The organism is Rhizobium sp. SEMIA 4085 (genome assembly GCF_013004495.1).
GTDB classification, from domain to species: Bacteria; Pseudomonadota; Alphaproteobacteria; order Rhizobiales; family Rhizobiaceae; genus Rhizobium; species Rhizobium gallicum.
Genome location: NZ_JABEPH010000113.1, coordinates 1 through 15674, shown reverse-complemented (window position 1 = coordinate 15674; position 15674 = coordinate 1). Strand labels below are relative to the sequence as shown.

General features: G+C 59.9%; 13 protein-coding genes. 4 read left to right on the top strand and 9 right to left on the bottom strand.

The features are described 5' to 3' along the window. Window positions 1-2909: translocation/assembly module TamB domain-containing protein (locus C9413_RS13695; RefSeq protein ID WP_170250554.1), on the top strand; the 2909-nt coding region annotated here is incomplete at its 5' end. Here C9413_RS13695 and C9413_RS13690 read toward each other — a convergent pair. Next, complete coding sequence (locus C9413_RS13690) at window positions 2906-3334, bottom strand: Lrp/AsnC family transcriptional regulator (protein ID WP_039847023.1); 429 nt, start codon at window positions 3332-3334, stop codon at window positions 2906-2908. The two genes, C9413_RS13695 and C9413_RS13690, sit on opposite strands and share 4 nt — an antisense overlap. A 132-nt stretch (window positions 3335-3466) precedes the next feature. Between C9413_RS13690 and rocF the strand changes: the two genes are divergently transcribed. The 3 genes from rocF to C9413_RS13675 all read left to right on the top strand — a co-directional run bounded on the left by rocF (window position 3467) and on the right by C9413_RS13675 (window position 6317). Continuing rightward, the gene (gene rocF, locus C9413_RS13685; RefSeq protein WP_039846324.1) at window positions 3467-4402 is read left to right on the top strand and encodes an arginase; all 936 of its coding nucleotides are present in this window, start codon (window positions 3467-3469) and stop codon (window positions 4400-4402) included. Between the two features lie 12 nt (window positions 4403-4414). After that, a complete protein-coding gene (gene rocD, locus C9413_RS13680; protein ID WP_039846325.1) occupies window positions 4415-5614 on the top strand; it encodes an ornithine--oxo-acid transaminase in 1200 nt (399 codons plus the stop codon). A 226-nt stretch (window positions 5615-5840) separates the two neighbouring features. Further along, entirely contained in the window at window positions 5841-6317 is a 477-nt protein-coding gene (locus C9413_RS13675) for a chemotaxis protein CheW (protein WP_039846326.1), read from the top strand. Window positions 6318-6431: 114 nt separating this feature from the next. Here the strand turns inward: C9413_RS13675 and C9413_RS13670 are convergent, their stop codons facing one another. The 8 genes from C9413_RS13670 to C9413_RS13635 form a co-directional block, all read right to left on the bottom strand. Next, window positions 6432-8090: an OFA family MFS transporter gene (locus C9413_RS13670; RefSeq protein WP_039846327.1), complete on the bottom strand. Its 1659-nt coding sequence runs from the start codon at window positions 8088-8090 to the stop codon at window positions 6432-6434. Between the two features lie 92 nt (window positions 8091-8182). Beyond that, window positions 8183-8428 (bottom strand): formate dehydrogenase subunit delta, encoded by a 246-nt coding sequence (locus tag C9413_RS13665; RefSeq protein WP_039846328.1) that lies wholly within the window; start codon window positions 8426-8428, stop codon window positions 8183-8185. Further along, window positions 8418-9245 (bottom strand): formate dehydrogenase accessory sulfurtransferase FdhD, encoded by an 828-nt coding sequence (gene fdhD, locus C9413_RS13660; protein WP_039846329.1) that lies wholly within the window; start codon window positions 9243-9245, stop codon window positions 8418-8420. The genes C9413_RS13665 and fdhD overlap by 11 nt, the downstream gene beginning before the upstream one ends. Further along, window positions 9245-12124 (bottom strand): formate dehydrogenase subunit alpha, encoded by a 2880-nt coding sequence (fdhF, locus tag C9413_RS13655; RefSeq protein WP_170250553.1) that lies wholly within the window; start codon window positions 12122-12124, stop codon window positions 9245-9247. The genes fdhD and fdhF overlap by 1 nt, the downstream gene beginning before the upstream one ends. 6 nt (window positions 12125-12130) lie before the next feature. Further along, window positions 12131-13687: an NADH-quinone oxidoreductase subunit NuoF gene (locus tag C9413_RS13650; protein WP_170250552.1), complete on the bottom strand. Its 1557-nt coding sequence runs from the start codon at window positions 13685-13687 to the stop codon at window positions 12131-12133. Further along, window positions 13684-14163 carry a formate dehydrogenase subunit gamma gene (locus C9413_RS13645; RefSeq protein WP_039846332.1) on the bottom strand — a complete coding sequence of 160 codons (480 nt, stop codon included), beginning with the start codon at window positions 14161-14163 and terminating at the stop codon, window positions 13684-13686. The genes C9413_RS13650 and C9413_RS13645 overlap by 4 nt, the downstream gene beginning before the upstream one ends. A gap of 139 nt (window positions 14164-14302) precedes the next feature. Further along, the gene (locus tag C9413_RS13640) at window positions 14303-15196 is read right to left on the bottom strand and encodes a LysR family transcriptional regulator (protein ID WP_170250551.1); all 894 of its coding nucleotides are present in this window, start codon (window positions 15194-15196) and stop codon (window positions 14303-14305) included. Between the two features lie 70 nt (window positions 15197-15266). Beyond that, window positions 15267-15608: a metalloregulator ArsR/SmtB family transcription factor gene (locus C9413_RS13635; protein ID WP_039846334.1), complete on the bottom strand. Its 342-nt coding sequence runs from the start codon at window positions 15606-15608 to the stop codon at window positions 15267-15269. Window positions 15609-15674 lie beyond the last annotated feature (66 nt).

Sequence of the window (15674 nt, the reverse complement as noted above, 5' to 3'; positions counted from 1 at the left end):
GCACGGCGGTCCAAAATCTCGACGGCAACGCCAATCTCAACAATGTCCCGGCAAGCATTGCAAACAGCTTCGTGCCTGGACTTGCCGCCGAGGGCACGATCTCTGGAACTGCCAAGGCATCGGGAACGCCGACTGCGCCGGCCGTCGATTTCGATCTCGACTGGAAAGACGCAGCCACGAGCCAGACGAAACAGGCAAAGCTTGCCCCGTTCGGCCTGAGCGCCACCGGCAAACTCGCAGATAACAAGCTCGACTTCGATGCAGATCTGACCGGGGCAGCCAACACGGGACTGAGCGCGGACGGGAATATTGTTATCGCCGGCACGGCGGTCCAAAGTCTCGACGTCAACGCCAATCTCAACAATGTCCCGGCAAGCATTGCAAACAGCTTCGTGCCTGGACTTGCCGCCGAGGGCACGATCTCTGGAACTGCCAAGGCATCGGGAACACTTGCTGCGCCGGCCGTCGATTTCGATCTTGATTGGAAGGACGCAGCCACAAGTCAGACTAAGGGTGCTGGATTGAAAGCGCTCGAGCTGAGCACCACCGGCAAATTTGCCGATAACAGGCTCGACTTCGATACAAGCGCGAATGCCGCCGATGGTGTCGCTTTGAAAGCGGCGGGTAAGGTCGTCGTTGCTGAAAAGACTATTCAGAGCTTGGAGATTGACGCGAACGTCACCAACGTTCCCGCAAGCATCGCAAACGGCTTTGTCCCGGGCCTGGCTGCCGGGGGTACCGTTTCGGGAAGGGTGACAGCCTCTGGGACGCTCTCCTCACCTGCCGTTGATTTCAGGCTCGATTGGAAGGACTTGGCGACAAGTCAGACGAAGGGCGCCAAGCTGTCGTCGCTGAACCTCAGCGCGAGGGGAAAATTTGCCGACAACAAGCTTGATTTCGACGCGAATGCGAGCGGTGCTGACGGAGCTTCGCTGAAAGCCAACGGCAATGTCGCAATTGCCGGCAAGACAGTCGAGAGCCTGAAGGTGGACGCCGACATTGCCGATCTGCCGGCAGGCATCGCCAACAATTTCGTGCCGGGCCTTGCGGCAGAAGGTGTCCTTTCTGGCACGGTTGTGGCTGGGGGGAGCCTTGCTTCCCCGACAGCCGATTTCAAACTCAACTGGAAGAACGCGGCAACTAGCCACACCAAGAAGGCAGGACTGTCCCAGCTCGTGGTGAACGCGACTGGCAAGCTTGCGAACAACAGGCTCGACTTCGATGCTAACATGAACGGCGCTGACAACGTCACTCTGAAAGCTGGCGGCAATGTCATGATAGAGGGCACAGTCGTCAAGAGCCTAAAGGTGGACGCCAATGTCTCCAATCTTCCGGCGAGCGTTGCAAACGGTTTCGTACCAGGCCTCGCCGCTGAGGGAACGATCTCCGGAACCGCATCGGTTTCGGGGCCGCTGTCCGCGCCGAAGGTTGATTTCAAGCTCAACTGGAAGAATGCGGCGACCAGCCAAACCAAAGGCGCCGGGCTCTCGCCGTTCGCAGTCACCGCGAACGGCAAGCTCGCCGATAACACACTCACCATCGATACCGACCTTACCGGCGACAGCGGCCTTTCGGTGAAGGGTGGCGGCACCGTTGCGATCACCGGCAGTCGGGCCCTCAACCTGCAATTCCGCGGCAACCTCCCCTTTGCCATCTTGGGTGCGCAGCTGGCGCAACAGGGCTTTGTCGTGGACGGCACCGCCGACATAGACCTCCGTATCACCGGTACGGCCGCCGGCCCCGTCATCAACGGGTCTATCGCGACCAGCGGCGCCAAGCTGGTCGATGTCCGCAGGAACCTTGCGCTCAACAATGTCGTCGCCAACATCACCATGAATGGCGAGCAGGCCACCATTTCCCGCCTAAGCGGCAATTTCGCGAGCGGCGGCAGCGTTACGGCGAGCGGTACGGTCGGGATCCGGCCGGGCAGCGGCTATCCGGTAAACATCGAGGTTAGGCTGAACAGGGCAGTCTATGTTGACGGAACGCTTGTCGTCGCGACGGTCGATGGCAATCTCGGTCTGCGGGGTCCGCTTCTCACCAACCCGGTGCTGAGCGGCAGGTTGAACGTCGAAAAAGCATCGATCACCGTGCCGGACAAGCTGCCGACTTCACTGCGCGAAATCAACATCAAGCATGTGAATGCACCACCTGCGGTGCGTGCCCAGCTGCGCGACGAAAATGCGCAGAAGGCCGGCGAGAAATCCACGACGCTCGCGCTCGACCTGCACATTAGCGCGCCGTCGAAAATCTTTGTCCGCGGCCGCGGCATCGATTCGGAACTTGGAGGCAGTGTCACGATCAGGGGAACGGCGGCAACGCCCGTCGTTTCCGGCGGCTTTACTATGCGTCGCGGACGCTTGACCATGCTTAACCGCCGCCTGAACTTCACCGACAAGAGCCGCATTACGTTTGCCGGTGACTTGACGCCGGCGCTCGATATGGAAGCGAGCTCCACTTCGGGAACGACGACGCTCATCGTCGACGTCACCGGACTTGCGACAGATCCCTCGATCACCTTCTCGTCCTCGCCGACCCTGCCGCAGGATGAAGTGCTGGCGCAGCTCATATTCGGCCAATCGATGTCGAAGCTCTCGCCGGTCCAGATCGCACAGCTCGCCGATGCGGTGAGCCAGCTGGCGGGCGGACGTTCGACCTCGCTTTTCGAGGGGCTCCGCAACCAGCTTGGTGTCGACGACCTGAACATCAGCACCGACGAGAAAGGGCAGACAAGTGTCAGCGTCGGCCGCTATTTGAACGAGCGCACCTATTTCGAGCTGCAGCAAGGCGGCGAAGCAGGCGCCAAGGCGATTATCAATCTCGATGTCGGGCGTGGCGTGAAATTACGTGGTGCTGCGGGCGGAAACGGCGCCGGCGAAGCCGGCATCGTCTACGAACATGAATATTAGAATCCGGACTTCCGGGTTTTCAGCAGGATACTGGTTTCAGTCGAATTGATGCCGTTGACGAGCCGGATACGGCGGAGCGTCTCATCGAAGGAGACGAGATCGCGATCCTCAAGCTCCGCGACGAAATCCCATTTGCCGTTGGTGCTGTGCAGCGCCCGTACCTGCGGGAGACCGCGCAACTGATCGGCCACTCGGTCGGCGAGCTTGCCGAGTACCTCGATCATGACGATGGCACGAACTCCCGCGGCACGCGTTTCATGGCCGGTCCGGATGGTGAAAGCGGCAATGGTGCCGCTTGCGACAAGCCGGTCGATGCGGGCGGCAACGGTCGCGCGCGACGCGCCAGTCATCGCGGCGAGAGAGGATACCGGCGTTCTAGCATTATGGCGAAGCGCGCTTAGAAGTTCTTGATCAAGGTCGTCCATGGCGATCACTTTGTCGAAACACACTTAGCAAAGTGCCTAATCGGATTTGATTTCTGACACTTTTCCATCTTTTTGCCGTCACGTCGATATCCGAATATGCGCCAATCCAATTTCGAATCCGGAGCGCCCAGAATGGAAGTTCAGTCTCGATCAGTCACACTCATTGGTGTTCCGGTAGAGGAAGGATCAGGCCGGCGCGGGGCGGCGATGGGGCCGGCAGCGCTACGCATTGCCGGTGTGGACCAGACCCTGATCGACCTCGGCCATGATGTGTGCGATGAAGGCGACATCCACGTCGTACCGGCACGTGACCTTCCGAACCATCCGAAGGCGCACAATCTGCGTCTCATTGGCGCCTATACGCGTGCGCTCGAAGCCAGCACCTACGAGGCCGCTGCGGCCGGACGCTTTCCGCTGATTCTCGGCGGCGACCACAGCCTGTCGATGGGCAGTGTCTCCGGCATGGCGCGTTACGCGGCCGAGCAGGACCGCCCGCTCTTCGTACTCTGGCTCGACGCCCATTCTGACTTCAATTCGCCGGCGACGTCGCCTTCCGGCAATATGCACGGCATGCCCGTCGCTTTCTTCAGCGGTCAGGCCGAGGTCGCCGAAATCCTGCCTAAGGACCGGCCCCTCGTTGACCCGCGCAATGTGTTTCAGGTTGGCATTCGCTCCGTCGATCCGTCCGAACGCGTGGAAATCCAAAAGCACGGCGTCAATGTCTTCGACATGCGCTCGATCGATGAGCAGGGCATCGCAGCCACCATGCGCCATATCGTCAGCACAATCGAAAAGGCGAACGGCCTTCTGCATGTAAGCCTCGATGTCGATTTCCTCGACCCGGATATTGCACCTGGCGTCGGCACCACCGTCCCGGGCGGCGCGACATTTCGCGAAGCCCACCTCGTCATGGAAATCCTTTCCGACAGCGGGCTCGTTTCGTCGCTTGATCTTGTCGAGCTCAATCCGTTTCTGGACGATCGCGGCAAGAGTGCCCGCGTTCTCGTGGAACTGACGGCAAGCCTCTTCGGGCGCCGCATCTTCGATCGTCCGACACGCGCCGCATAAGGGGAAGCAGCCATGAGCACATCCACAGATCTGATCGCCACCGAACACCAGCTTGGTGCGCATAACTACAAGCCGCTCGACGTCGTCCTGACGCGCGGCGAAGGGGTGTACGTCTGGGATACGGACGGCAAGCGGTATCTCGATTGCCTTTCCGCCTATTCTGCGGTCAATCAGGGGCACTGCCATCCGAAGATCCTGGCGGCGATGGTCGAACAGGCCGGAAAGCTCACTCTCACCTCGCGCGCATTCCGCAACGACCAGCTCGCACATCTCTATGAGGAGCTGGCCACGCTCACCGGCTCTCACAAGATCCTGCCGATGAACTCCGGCGCCGAAGCCGTTGAGACGGCCATCAAGGCGGTTCGCAAATGGGGCTATGAAGTAAAGGGCGTTCCGGAAGGAAAGGCGGAGATCATCGTCTGCGCCGATAACTTCCATGGCCGGACGCTCACTATCATCAGCTTTTCCACAGATCCGGACGCACGTGCCGGCTTCGGCCCCTATACGCCAGGCTTTCGCATGGTTCCCTTCGGCGATGCGGAAGCCTTCGCGGCCACCATCAACGAGAACACCGTTGCCGCCCTCATCGAGCCGATCCAGGGCGAAGCCGGTGTCATCATCCCGCCTGAGGGATATTTCAAGCGTGTCCGTGAGTTGTGCACCGCCAACAACGTCACGCTGATCCTCGACGAGATCCAGACAGGCCTCGGCCGGACGGGCAAATTCCTGGCGGAGGAGCATGAGGGCATTGAAGCCGACGTGACGCTGATCGGCAAGGCGCTTTCCGGTGGTTTCTATCCGGTATCGGCCGTCCTTTCCAACTCGGAAGTTCTCGGAGTGCTGAAACCCGGCCAGCATGGCTCGACGTTTGGAGGCAATCCTCTTGCTTGCGCCGTCGCCCGCGCCGCACTGAAGGTGCTCACTGAGGAAGGCATGATCGAAAATGCCGAGAAGATGGGTGCATACTTCCTCGACGGTCTGAGGTCGATCCGCTCCAACATCGTCAAGGACGTGCGCGGCCGCGGCCTGATGATGGCGATCGAGCTGGAGCCGGAAGCTGGGGGCGCGCGGCGGTACTGCTATAACCTCAAGGAACGGGGCCTGCTGGCAAAGGATACGCATGAAAATACGATCCGCCTGGCGCCGCCGCTCGTCATCACCAAGCAACAGGTGGAATGGGCGATCTCTGAGATCGAGAAGACGATCGCATAAGGCAAGCACCTTCTCGTTTCTATTGTTGAGGCAAGATTGCGAATGAACCCAAAAACCTTGTGGTCTCCAGTGACGATTTAGATTTGTGCAACACTCTTCCGGTAATGTCGCGCGTAACCGTAACGAGGCCCCGAAGATCATTGCGAGGGCGTCGCGTGGTGTGAAGGCACGGGGTGTTCGCCAATGGTGGCGCAGCCGCTTCTGCCGGGCTTGGGAAGACTTTCTAATGACGACGATCAACTCAAATAACTTCAGCGGCGACACTCTCGAGATCATCGCATTCCGCCTGCATGATCAGGAGTTCTGCGTAAAGACGACCACCATCCGCGAAATCCGCGGCTGGGCGCCTTCGACGCCGATCCCGCATGCGCCTGCTGATGTCATCGGCGTCATGAACCTTCGCGGCTCAGTTATCCCGATCATCGATCTCGCCTATAAGCTCGGCATGCAGAGCACCGTCGCCAATGAGCGAAGCGCCATCGTTGTCGCCGAAGTGCACAGCATGGTCATCGGCATGCTTGTCGACCGCGTCTCCGACATTCTGACGATTGCCTCCAACCAGGTTCAGCCCGTACCGGAAGTGACGGCATCCTTCGATCGCGCTTACTGCGAAGGCGTCATCGCCTCGGAGAACGGCATGATCTGCTTCTTGAACCTTGCCAAGATGTTCAAGGAAAACGAAACCGACGAACTGGCAGCGTAAGCCACCGAAGCATGATTTCCGGAAGCCGCCGCAAGGCGGCTTTTTTAATGGTGGCGCACCATTAAAAAAAGCACGCGCCGACGCGCGTGCCTTGATTTTCGAGAATGATCAAAATCAACCGAACAGTGCAAAGGTTGCCTTCAGCGTGACCCATACGCCCCAAAGCAGCGGGATGCCGACGACGGCCCAGGCAAGCAGAGCCTTTGAGTCGAAGCCGCCTTTGCCGATACCGAACGAGCCGGTCGGGCCTATGCTTGCGGCTGCGGATTTCGCCTGAAGTGCTGCAACCTCCTCATCGGACATAAACCACTTGCTGGCAAGCGGCCGGACGAGGGCGTTGGCAATCAGACCCAGAGCCAGCATGCCAGCCAGGATATACATGGTCCCTGTGTAGAGAGCCGGTCCCGGTGCAACGCCGGCTGCTATCTGCGCTTCGCGAATATAGTTCACGACCACAGGACCAACGATGCCGGCGGTTGCCCACGCTGTCAGTAGGCGGCCGTGGATAGCGCCGACGAATTGCGTGCCGAAAATATCGGCAAGATAGGCCGGAATTGTGGAGAAACCGCCGCCATACATCGAAAGAATGATGGCGAAGGCGAGGACGAAGAGCGCCTTGTTGCCCATGCCCGCAAAGGTTGGCGCAAGTGCATAAAGCGCGATGCCGAGGATGAAAAAGCAATAATAGGTGTTCTTGCGGCCGATTCTGTCGGAGAGCGAGGCCCAGAAGAAGCGGCCGCCGATGTTGAAGAGCGACAGAAGTCCGGCGAACCCGGCAGCGATCGTGGCGATGGATGCTTTCTGCGCCGCGTCAAGCTGCGCAAAGCCAACATCCGGCAAACCGATCAGCGAACCAGCAAAGATTTCCTGCAACATCGGCGAGGCCATGCCGATAACGCCGATACCTGCCGACACGTTGAGGCAGAGCACCGCCCAGATCAGCCAGAACTGCTTCGTCCTGTGCGCATCGCGCAGGTGAACGTGCTTGGTGGTGATCATCGTGCTCTTGGCGGCAGGGGCGGTCCAGCCTTCCGGACGCCAGCCGGCGGGGGGAATGCGATAACCGAACGCACCGCCCATCATGAAGCCGAAATAGATGATTGCCATAACGATGAAGGTTTGCCAGACGCCAACCGAGGTGTCGGTCTTGAAATAGTTCATCAGCAGGTTGGCGAGCGGTGCGCCGATCATTGCCCCGCCGCCAAACCCCATGATGGCCATGCCCGTCGCCATGCCGCGGCGGTCCGGAAACCACTTAATGAGCGTCGACACCGGCGAAATGTACCCGAGGCCGAGACCGATGCCGCCGATGACGCCGGCGCCGAGCCACATCAGCCACAGCTGATGCGTCATCACGCCCAAGGCAGCAACGAGGATGCCGCCACACCAGCAGCAAGCGGATACAAAGCCCGCTTTGCGCGGACCGGAACGCTCCAGCCAGCCGCCCCAGATGGCGGCGGAGCAACCGAGCAGAACGAAAAAGAGGGTATAGATCCAGCCGAGATCGGCGACACGCCAATCGCATATCGTCGTGAACAGCGCAGACGCAAGCGTCAGATCGGGGCATGCTGTCGATGCCGTGATCCCGAGCGATTTCGAAAGCGGCAGCCAGAAGACGCTGAAGCCGTAAGCCATGCCGATGCAAAGATGTATGGCGAGCGCTGCCGGCGGCACAAGCCAGCGATTGAAACCCGGCTTAGCAATGATCCTCTCCCGATCAAGCAGGCCAAGTCCGGCTAAATCACCTGTGGTATCTGTTTCCGCTGCAGTCATGAATAATTCCTCCTGATTAAAGACTTTTCTTGCAATAATTCATGCTTGAGCAGGCGAAATGCCTGTGCCCCCTCCAAGCGTGAAATCGATATTTATTTCCGGATTGATTCGGCCGGTTCCGGCCTGCGGATCAGAGGTGCCGCTTGAATGACGAGCGCGTTCAAGCGGTTATCGTCCTTTTCGAGAATTTCAAACAACTGCCGCCGCATGCGCGGCTCCCAGAATTTGTTGATATGCGTCGCAACACCTTGAGCTGCCTCGCTCTCAGGCTGGCTCTTGAAAAAGGTCGCAATTTGGTTGGCCATGTAGACGAGCTTTGAATGCGGATCATGCGACATCGGCAATGCTTTCAGGCAAAATACGGTGCGGGTGGGTGAAAATTTCGAAGTCATCGCCGCGCACAAGCGCAACGAGCGTCATGCCGGCTTGCTCGGCAGTTCGGATGGCAAGAGCCGTCGGCGCAGAAATCGCGATGAGGACAGAGCTTCCTAGGATCGCGGCTTTCTGCACCATCTCGACCGACAGCCGACTCGTGACGGCTACAGCCCCCTTTGAGCCGGTCGTTCCGGTGCCAATGACAGCCCCACAGAGCTTGTCGAGTGCATTGTGCCTGCCGACATCCTCGCGAACGACGAGCAAGCCTCTACCAGGAATGTAGAAGCCCGCTCCGTGGACTGCACGTGTTTCCCTGTGGAGCGGCTGGGCGTCATTAAGGAGCGAGACGGCTCGGACGATGTCGCCATGCGTCAGCTTGAGATCCGCAGAGGAAACATCGGGCACCGGACGGACAGCCTGATCGATCGATTCGATGCCGCAAAGCCCGCAACCAACCGGTCCAGCCATGCTGCGTCGGCGCGCACGCAATGCGTCGGCGACATCGTCTGTCAGCGTTACCTGGACATCGATACCCTGCGGCTCATCGACGATTTCGATTGCGCAGACCTGGCCCGCGTCCTGGATTATGCCTTCCGTCAGGCTGAATCCGATCGCAAAGTCTTCTATGTCCTCCGGCGTCGCCATCATTACCGCATGCGCCGTGCCGCCGTAGGAAAAGGCAACCGGTATCTCCTCCGGCACGACGCGCTCACCCGGCATCACGACCCCGCCCTTTCGGGCGATGCGTTTGACGGAAATGCGCGCCGCCCGCCTTTCCATTATTCGGCCGCCACCAGCTTGCCGGCAATGCGACGGCTTTGGCGTGCCTGCTCGTCATATTCGGCCTGCCACTCTGAAGGGCCGTTCGATGGCGAGACCTGTACCGCCGTCACCTTGTATTCCGGGCAGTTCGTCGCCCAGTCGGAAAAATCGGTGGTGATGACGTTTGCCTGCGTATTCGGATGATGGAAGGTCGTGTAGACGACACCGGGTGCAACGCGATCGGTAATCAGCGCCCGCAGTGACGTATCGCCGGAGCGGCTGGCAAGCTTCACCCAGTCGCCATCGCGAATACCGCGCATTTCGGCATCATGTGCATGGATTTCCAGCCGGTCCTCGGCATGCCAGACGACGTTGTCGGTGCGCCGCGTCTGGGCACCGACATTATACTGGCTGAGGATACGGCCGGTCGTCAGCAGAAGCGGGAAGCGTGGCCCGGTGCGTTCATCAGTCGCGACATATTCCGTCCGGATGAACTTGCCCTTGCCGCGAACAAAGCCGTTCACATGCATGATCGGCGAACCTTGCGGGGACGTTTCGTTGCAGGGCCACTGCACCGATCCCATCTTTTCCAGGTAGTCGTATGAAACCAGCGCGAAGCTCGGTGTCGTTGCCGCGATCTCATCCATGATCTCGGACGGATGCTGGTAATTCCAGCTGAGCCCCATGGCTTGTGCCAGCTTCTGCGTCACCTCCCAATCGCCATAACCGTTGCGAGGCGTCATGACCTTGCGCACGCGGTTGATACGACGTTCGGCATTGGTAAAAGTGCCGTCCTTTTCCAGGAAGGTCGAGCCCGGCAGGAAGACATGCGCGTAGTTTGCCGTCTCGTTCAGGAAGAGATCCTGAACCACGACGCATTCCATTGCAGCAAGACCGGCCGCCACGTGCTTCGTATCCGGATCGGATTGGAGAATGTCCTCGCCTTGGACATACAAACCCTTGAACGTGCCATCCACGGCCGCGTCCAGCATGTTGGGGATGCGAAGTCCGGGTTCGTTGTTGAGTTTGACGCCCCACAGCTTCTCGAAGATATCGCGCGTCGCATCGTCCGAGATATGGCGGTAACCCGGCAGCTCGTGCGGGAAGGAGCCCATGTCGCAGGAGCCCTGCACATTGTTCTGGCCACGCAGCGGGTTAACGCCGACGCCCGGACGGCCGATATTGCCGGGCGCCATCGCCAGATTTGCGATCGCCATAACGGTGGTGGAACCCTGGCTGTGCTCGGTGACGCCGAGGCCGTAGTAGATCGCCCCGTTTCCGCCGCGCGCATAAAGGCGCGCTGCGCCACGAACGGATTGCGCCGGAACGCCGGTGAACTTCTCGGTCTCTTCCGGGCTGTGATAGGGCTCCGAGACGAAAGCCGCCCAATCTTCGAATTCAGACCAATCGCAGCGCTCGCGAATGAAGGCTTCGTCATAGAGCCCTTCGGTCACGATCACATGCGCCAGCGACGTCATGACGGCGACATTGGTGCCAGGCTTCAGGGGCAGGTGATAGGCAGCCTCGACATGCGGTGTTTTGACGAGATCGATGCGCCGCGGGTCGATGACGATCAGCTTGGCGCCCTGACGCAGCCGTTTTTTCAGTCGCGAGGCAAAGACCGGATGGCCGTCCGTCGGATTGGCGCCAATGACGATGACGACATCCGAATCCTCGACACTGTCGAAATTCTGGGTACCGGCAGAGGTGCCGAAGGCCTGGCCGAGGCCATAGCCCGTCGGCGAATGGCAGACGCGAGCGCAAGTATCGACATTGTTGTTGCCGAAGCCCGCGCGCACGAGTTTCTGAACGAGGAACGTCTCCTCGTTCGTGCAACGCGACGAGGTTATGCCGCCGATCGAATCGCGGCCATACTGATACTGGATGCGGCGGAATTCCGACGCCACGTGCGCAATAGCCTCGTCCCAGGTCACTTCACGCCAAGGATCGGTGACCTTCTCGCGGATCATCGGATTGAGGATCCGGTCCTTATGCGCCGAGTAGCCGTAGGCAAAACGCCCCTTGACGCAGGAATGTCCGCGGTTGGCCTGGCCGTCCTTCCACGGCACCATGCGCACCAGCTCCTCACCGCGCATCTCCGCCTTGAACGAGCAGCCGACGCCGCAATAAGCACAGGTGGTCACTACCGAATGTTCGGGCTGGCCGATTTGGATGACCGATTTTTCGGTCAGCGTCGCCGTCGGGCAGGCCTGCACGCAGGCACCGCATGAAACGCATTCGGAATCGATGAAGTGCTCGTGCATGCCCGGCGAAACACGCGAGCCGAAACCGCGGCCCTCGATCGTCAGCGCAAAGGTTCCCTGCACTTCCTCGCAGGCACGCACGCAGCGGGAGCAGACAATGCACTTTGACGGATCATAGGTGAAATACGGGTTCGATTCGTCCTTCGGCATCCATTTGAGATTGTTGTCGCCGTTGTTGCGTGCCTTGACGTGATTGTCGCCTTCATACCCGTAGCGAACGTCGCGCAAGCCGACGGCGCCTGCCATATCCTGCAACTCGCAATCACCGTTGGCAGCACAGGTCAGGCAGTCGAGCGGGTGATCGGAAATGTAGAGCTCCATCACCCCGCGGCGAATGTCCTTCAGGCGTCCGGTCTGCGTATGGACCACCATGCCCGCTGCAACCGGCGTCGTGCAGGATGCGGGCGTCCCATTGCGGCCTTCGATCTCCACGAGACAGAGGCGGCAGGAGCCAAAGGCGTCGACCATATCGGTCGAACAAAGCTTCGGCACTTGAATTCCGGCCTCCATCGAGGCGCGCATGACAGACGTACCCTCCGGCACGCTGATCTGACGGCCATCGATGGTCAGCGTCACGCTTGTTTCGGATTTCGAAGCCGGGGTGCCGTAGTCGATTTCGTGAACGAGAGACATGGATCCTTACTCCGCCGCTTCGATGAGGGGTGTTGGCGCGAAATCGTCCGGGAAGTGCGTCATCGCGCTCGTCACCGGATAGGGCGTGAAACCACCGAGTGCACAAAGCGAGCCGAATTTCATGGTGTTGCAGAGATCGGCGAGTAATGCCCGGTTCTTCTCCGGCTCGATTCCTTGCGCGATCTTGTCTGCGGTTTCGACACCGCGCGTGGAGCCGATGCGACAGGGCGTGCACTTGCCGCAGCTTTCGACCGCACAGAATTCAATAGCGAACCGCGCCTGTTTCAGCATGTCCACGGTGTCGTCGAAGATGACGATGCCCGCATGGCCGATGAGGCCGTCCTTGGCAGCAAAGGCTTCGTAATCAAAAGGCGTATCGAAGAGTGTCCTCGGGAAATAGGCACCAAGCGGACCGCCGACCTGCACCGCCTTCACCGGCCGGCCCGTTGCTGTCCCGCCGCCGATCCTTTCGACGATATCGCCGAGTGACAGCCCGAAGGCCGTCTCGTAAAGACCGCCATGCTTGACGTTCCCGGCGATCTGCAGCGGGATCGTGCCGCGCGACCGGCCCATCCCGAAATCGCGGTAAAAAACAGCCCCTTTTTCCAGGATGACCGGCACCGAGGCCAGCGAGATCACATTATTGATGACCGTGGGACAGGCAAAGAGTCCCTGGTGCGCCGGCAGCGGCGGCTTGGCGCGAACGACGCCGCGCTTGCCTTCCAGGCTGTTCAGCAGCGACGTTTCCTCGCCGCAGACATAAGCACCCGCACCGGTCCTGACTTCAATATCGAACGCGCGGCCAGAACTGAGTACCGAAGCGCCGAGAATGCCGGCGCCGCCGGCGATCTCGACCGCTTCCGTCATCGTCGCGATCGCATGGGGATATTCCGAACGGATATAGATGAAGCCCTTCGTCGCACCCGTCGCGAGCCCGGCAATTGCCATGCCTTCGATCAGCACAAAGGGATCACCCTCCATGATCATGCGGTCTGCGAAGGTGCCGCTGTCGCCTTCGTCTGCATTGCAGACGATGTATTTCCGCTCGCCCACGGCATCCAGTACCGTCTTCCATTTGATGCCGGTTGGAAAACCAGCACCGCCGCGGCCGCGAAGACCGGATTCGGTCACCTCCTTGACCACGTCTGCGGGAGCCATGTCCGCCGCGCGGCGAAGGCCGGCAAGGCCGCCATGTGCTTCATAATCTTTCAGAGAAAGCGGATCGACGACGCCGCAGCGGGCGAAGGTCAGGCGGGTCTGTTCCTTGAGGAATGGGAGGCCTTCGACCTCCCCCAGACAGAGCGCGTGATCGCCGCCGCTCTCCAAGCCCGCATCGAAAAGTGCAGCGACATCCTTCACCTTTACCGGCCCGTAGCCGATGCGCTTGCCGGATACCTCGACCTCCACCAGAGGTTCTAGCCAGAACATTCCGCGCGAGCCGTTGCGCATGATCTTCGCATCGATGCCGCGGGCTGCGATCTCCTGGGTAACCGCTTCAGCCACCTTCTCGGCACCGAGCGCTAGCGCTGCGGCGTCGCGCGGAACATAAATCGTCACGCTCATCGCCGCACCTCCGCAACGAGGTCGGCAATTGTCTGATCGTCGATCCGCCCATAGAGCTCGCCGTCGAGCATGGCTGCGGGGGCGCAAGCGCAGAGCCCGAGACAGTAGACTGGCTCCAAGGTCACGCTGCCGTCGAGCGCGGTCTGATGGAAATCGACGCCGAGCAGTGTCTTCATACGATCGGCGACAGCATCGCCGCCCATCGACTGACAGGCCTCGGCACGACATAGCTTCAGGACATGGCGGCCGGCAGGATGATCGCGATAATCGTGATAGAACGTCATCACACCATGCACTTCGGCGCGCGAGAGATTGAGTTCGCTCGCAATAACCGGCAGCGCTTCGTGCGGCACATAGCCGAATTCATCCTGGACTTCGTGAAGGATTGGAAGGAGCGGGCCTTCAAGAGAGCGCAAGGCACCAACAATCGCGCGCGTGCGTTCGGCAATATCGCCATTGGCGACATGAGCATTCATTTCGGCGGGCCTCCCGAGGCTTTGCTGTGTCGCTCACCGAAACGGCCTCCCCATGCCGATCCGGTATCTCGGGGGAAGTCTTTCAGGGAAACATCGAGTGATCAATAAAGCTGTCCCGTCGGCTGATAGGAAATTTCTATCATAGACTTTCGCTCTCTGCGAGTATTCTCGCCTCGTGCAGCAACGCAGACACGAGCGGCGTAAAAGGCTCGCGATGTGTGGCGACCAACCCGACCGAATGATGGGCCGCCGGCTCGACAATCGGAATCATGCGTATTTCGGCGGGAAATCCAAAGGATTCAGCCACATTACGCGGCATGATGCTCGCCCAGCGCCCGGTTCTGACGTGAGAAAACAGCACGATCATCGAACCGGATTCCAAAGTGGGATGCGCGCTCGCGCCCGCTTCCGCGAGGTGCCGGTTGATGATGCGGCGGTTCTGCATGTCAGCCGTCAATAGGCAAAGCCGAAGGTCGCCCACTTCGCGCCAGGTCACGGTCTCGCGATCGGAAAGCGGACTTCCAGCGGCAGTGATCAGGTGATAGCGCTCGGCATAAAGCGGTACGGTCGTTAAACGCCCAAGGGGCTCGTTTTCAAGATAAGTCACCCCGGCGTCGATCTCGAGATTTTCGAGCATGCTCAACACCTGCAGCGAATTGCGCGAAACGATGGAGAAGGTGACGTCCGGGTGCCGCTCCTGAAAAGGCGTCGTAATACGCGGTAGCATCGCCAGAGCTGTCGGAATGGAAGCAAGGCGCAGATGGCCGGAAAGACCTTTGCGCGCCGCACGCATCTCTTCGCGCATGGTGCGCGTGTCTCCGACGATGCGCCTTGCCCATTCGAGGACACGTTGGCCTTCCGGCGTCAGACCCTGGAATCGTGAGCCCCGCTGCACCAGCATGACGCCCAGTTGATCTTCAAGTTGGCGAATTGCAGCCGACAGCGTGGGCTGCGAGATGCCGCACTCCTCGGCAGCACGGCCGAAGTGCTTTTCGTTGGCAAGGGCAATGAAGAATTCAAGTTTGTCGATCATCCGGCCTTCCGCCCGCTTCGGGGGACAAGCCATCTTTGGCGCTTGCCGCCAATAATCGCAAGGGCAGGAATCAGTCGGGGTCGGTTGCTTCGAACAAGCCGAAGAGAGAATCCAGGAAAATCGTCAGATTGGCATTGCCGATGCTGTAATAGACCAGCCGGCCTGCCCGGCGCGTGTTAACGAGGCCCTCCATGCGCAGCCGCGCAAGCTGCTGTGATACCATCGCTTGCTGTATACCGAGCAATTCCTCGATTTGGCTGACCGTCCTTTCCTCCTTGGCGAGGATGCAGAGAATGAGAAGCCGGGTTTGATGCGCCATTGCTTTCAGCAGGTCGCTTGCTTCGTGGGCTTTTACAGCAAGCTTCTGCAGTTCCTGGCCGGTTATTCCCGGTTCGGTCTTTGGCAAGGGCATTCTGAATCTCTGCTGGATGCACTTCAGGTAGCCGCAACGATAACATATCCACACGCCGGCATTGTA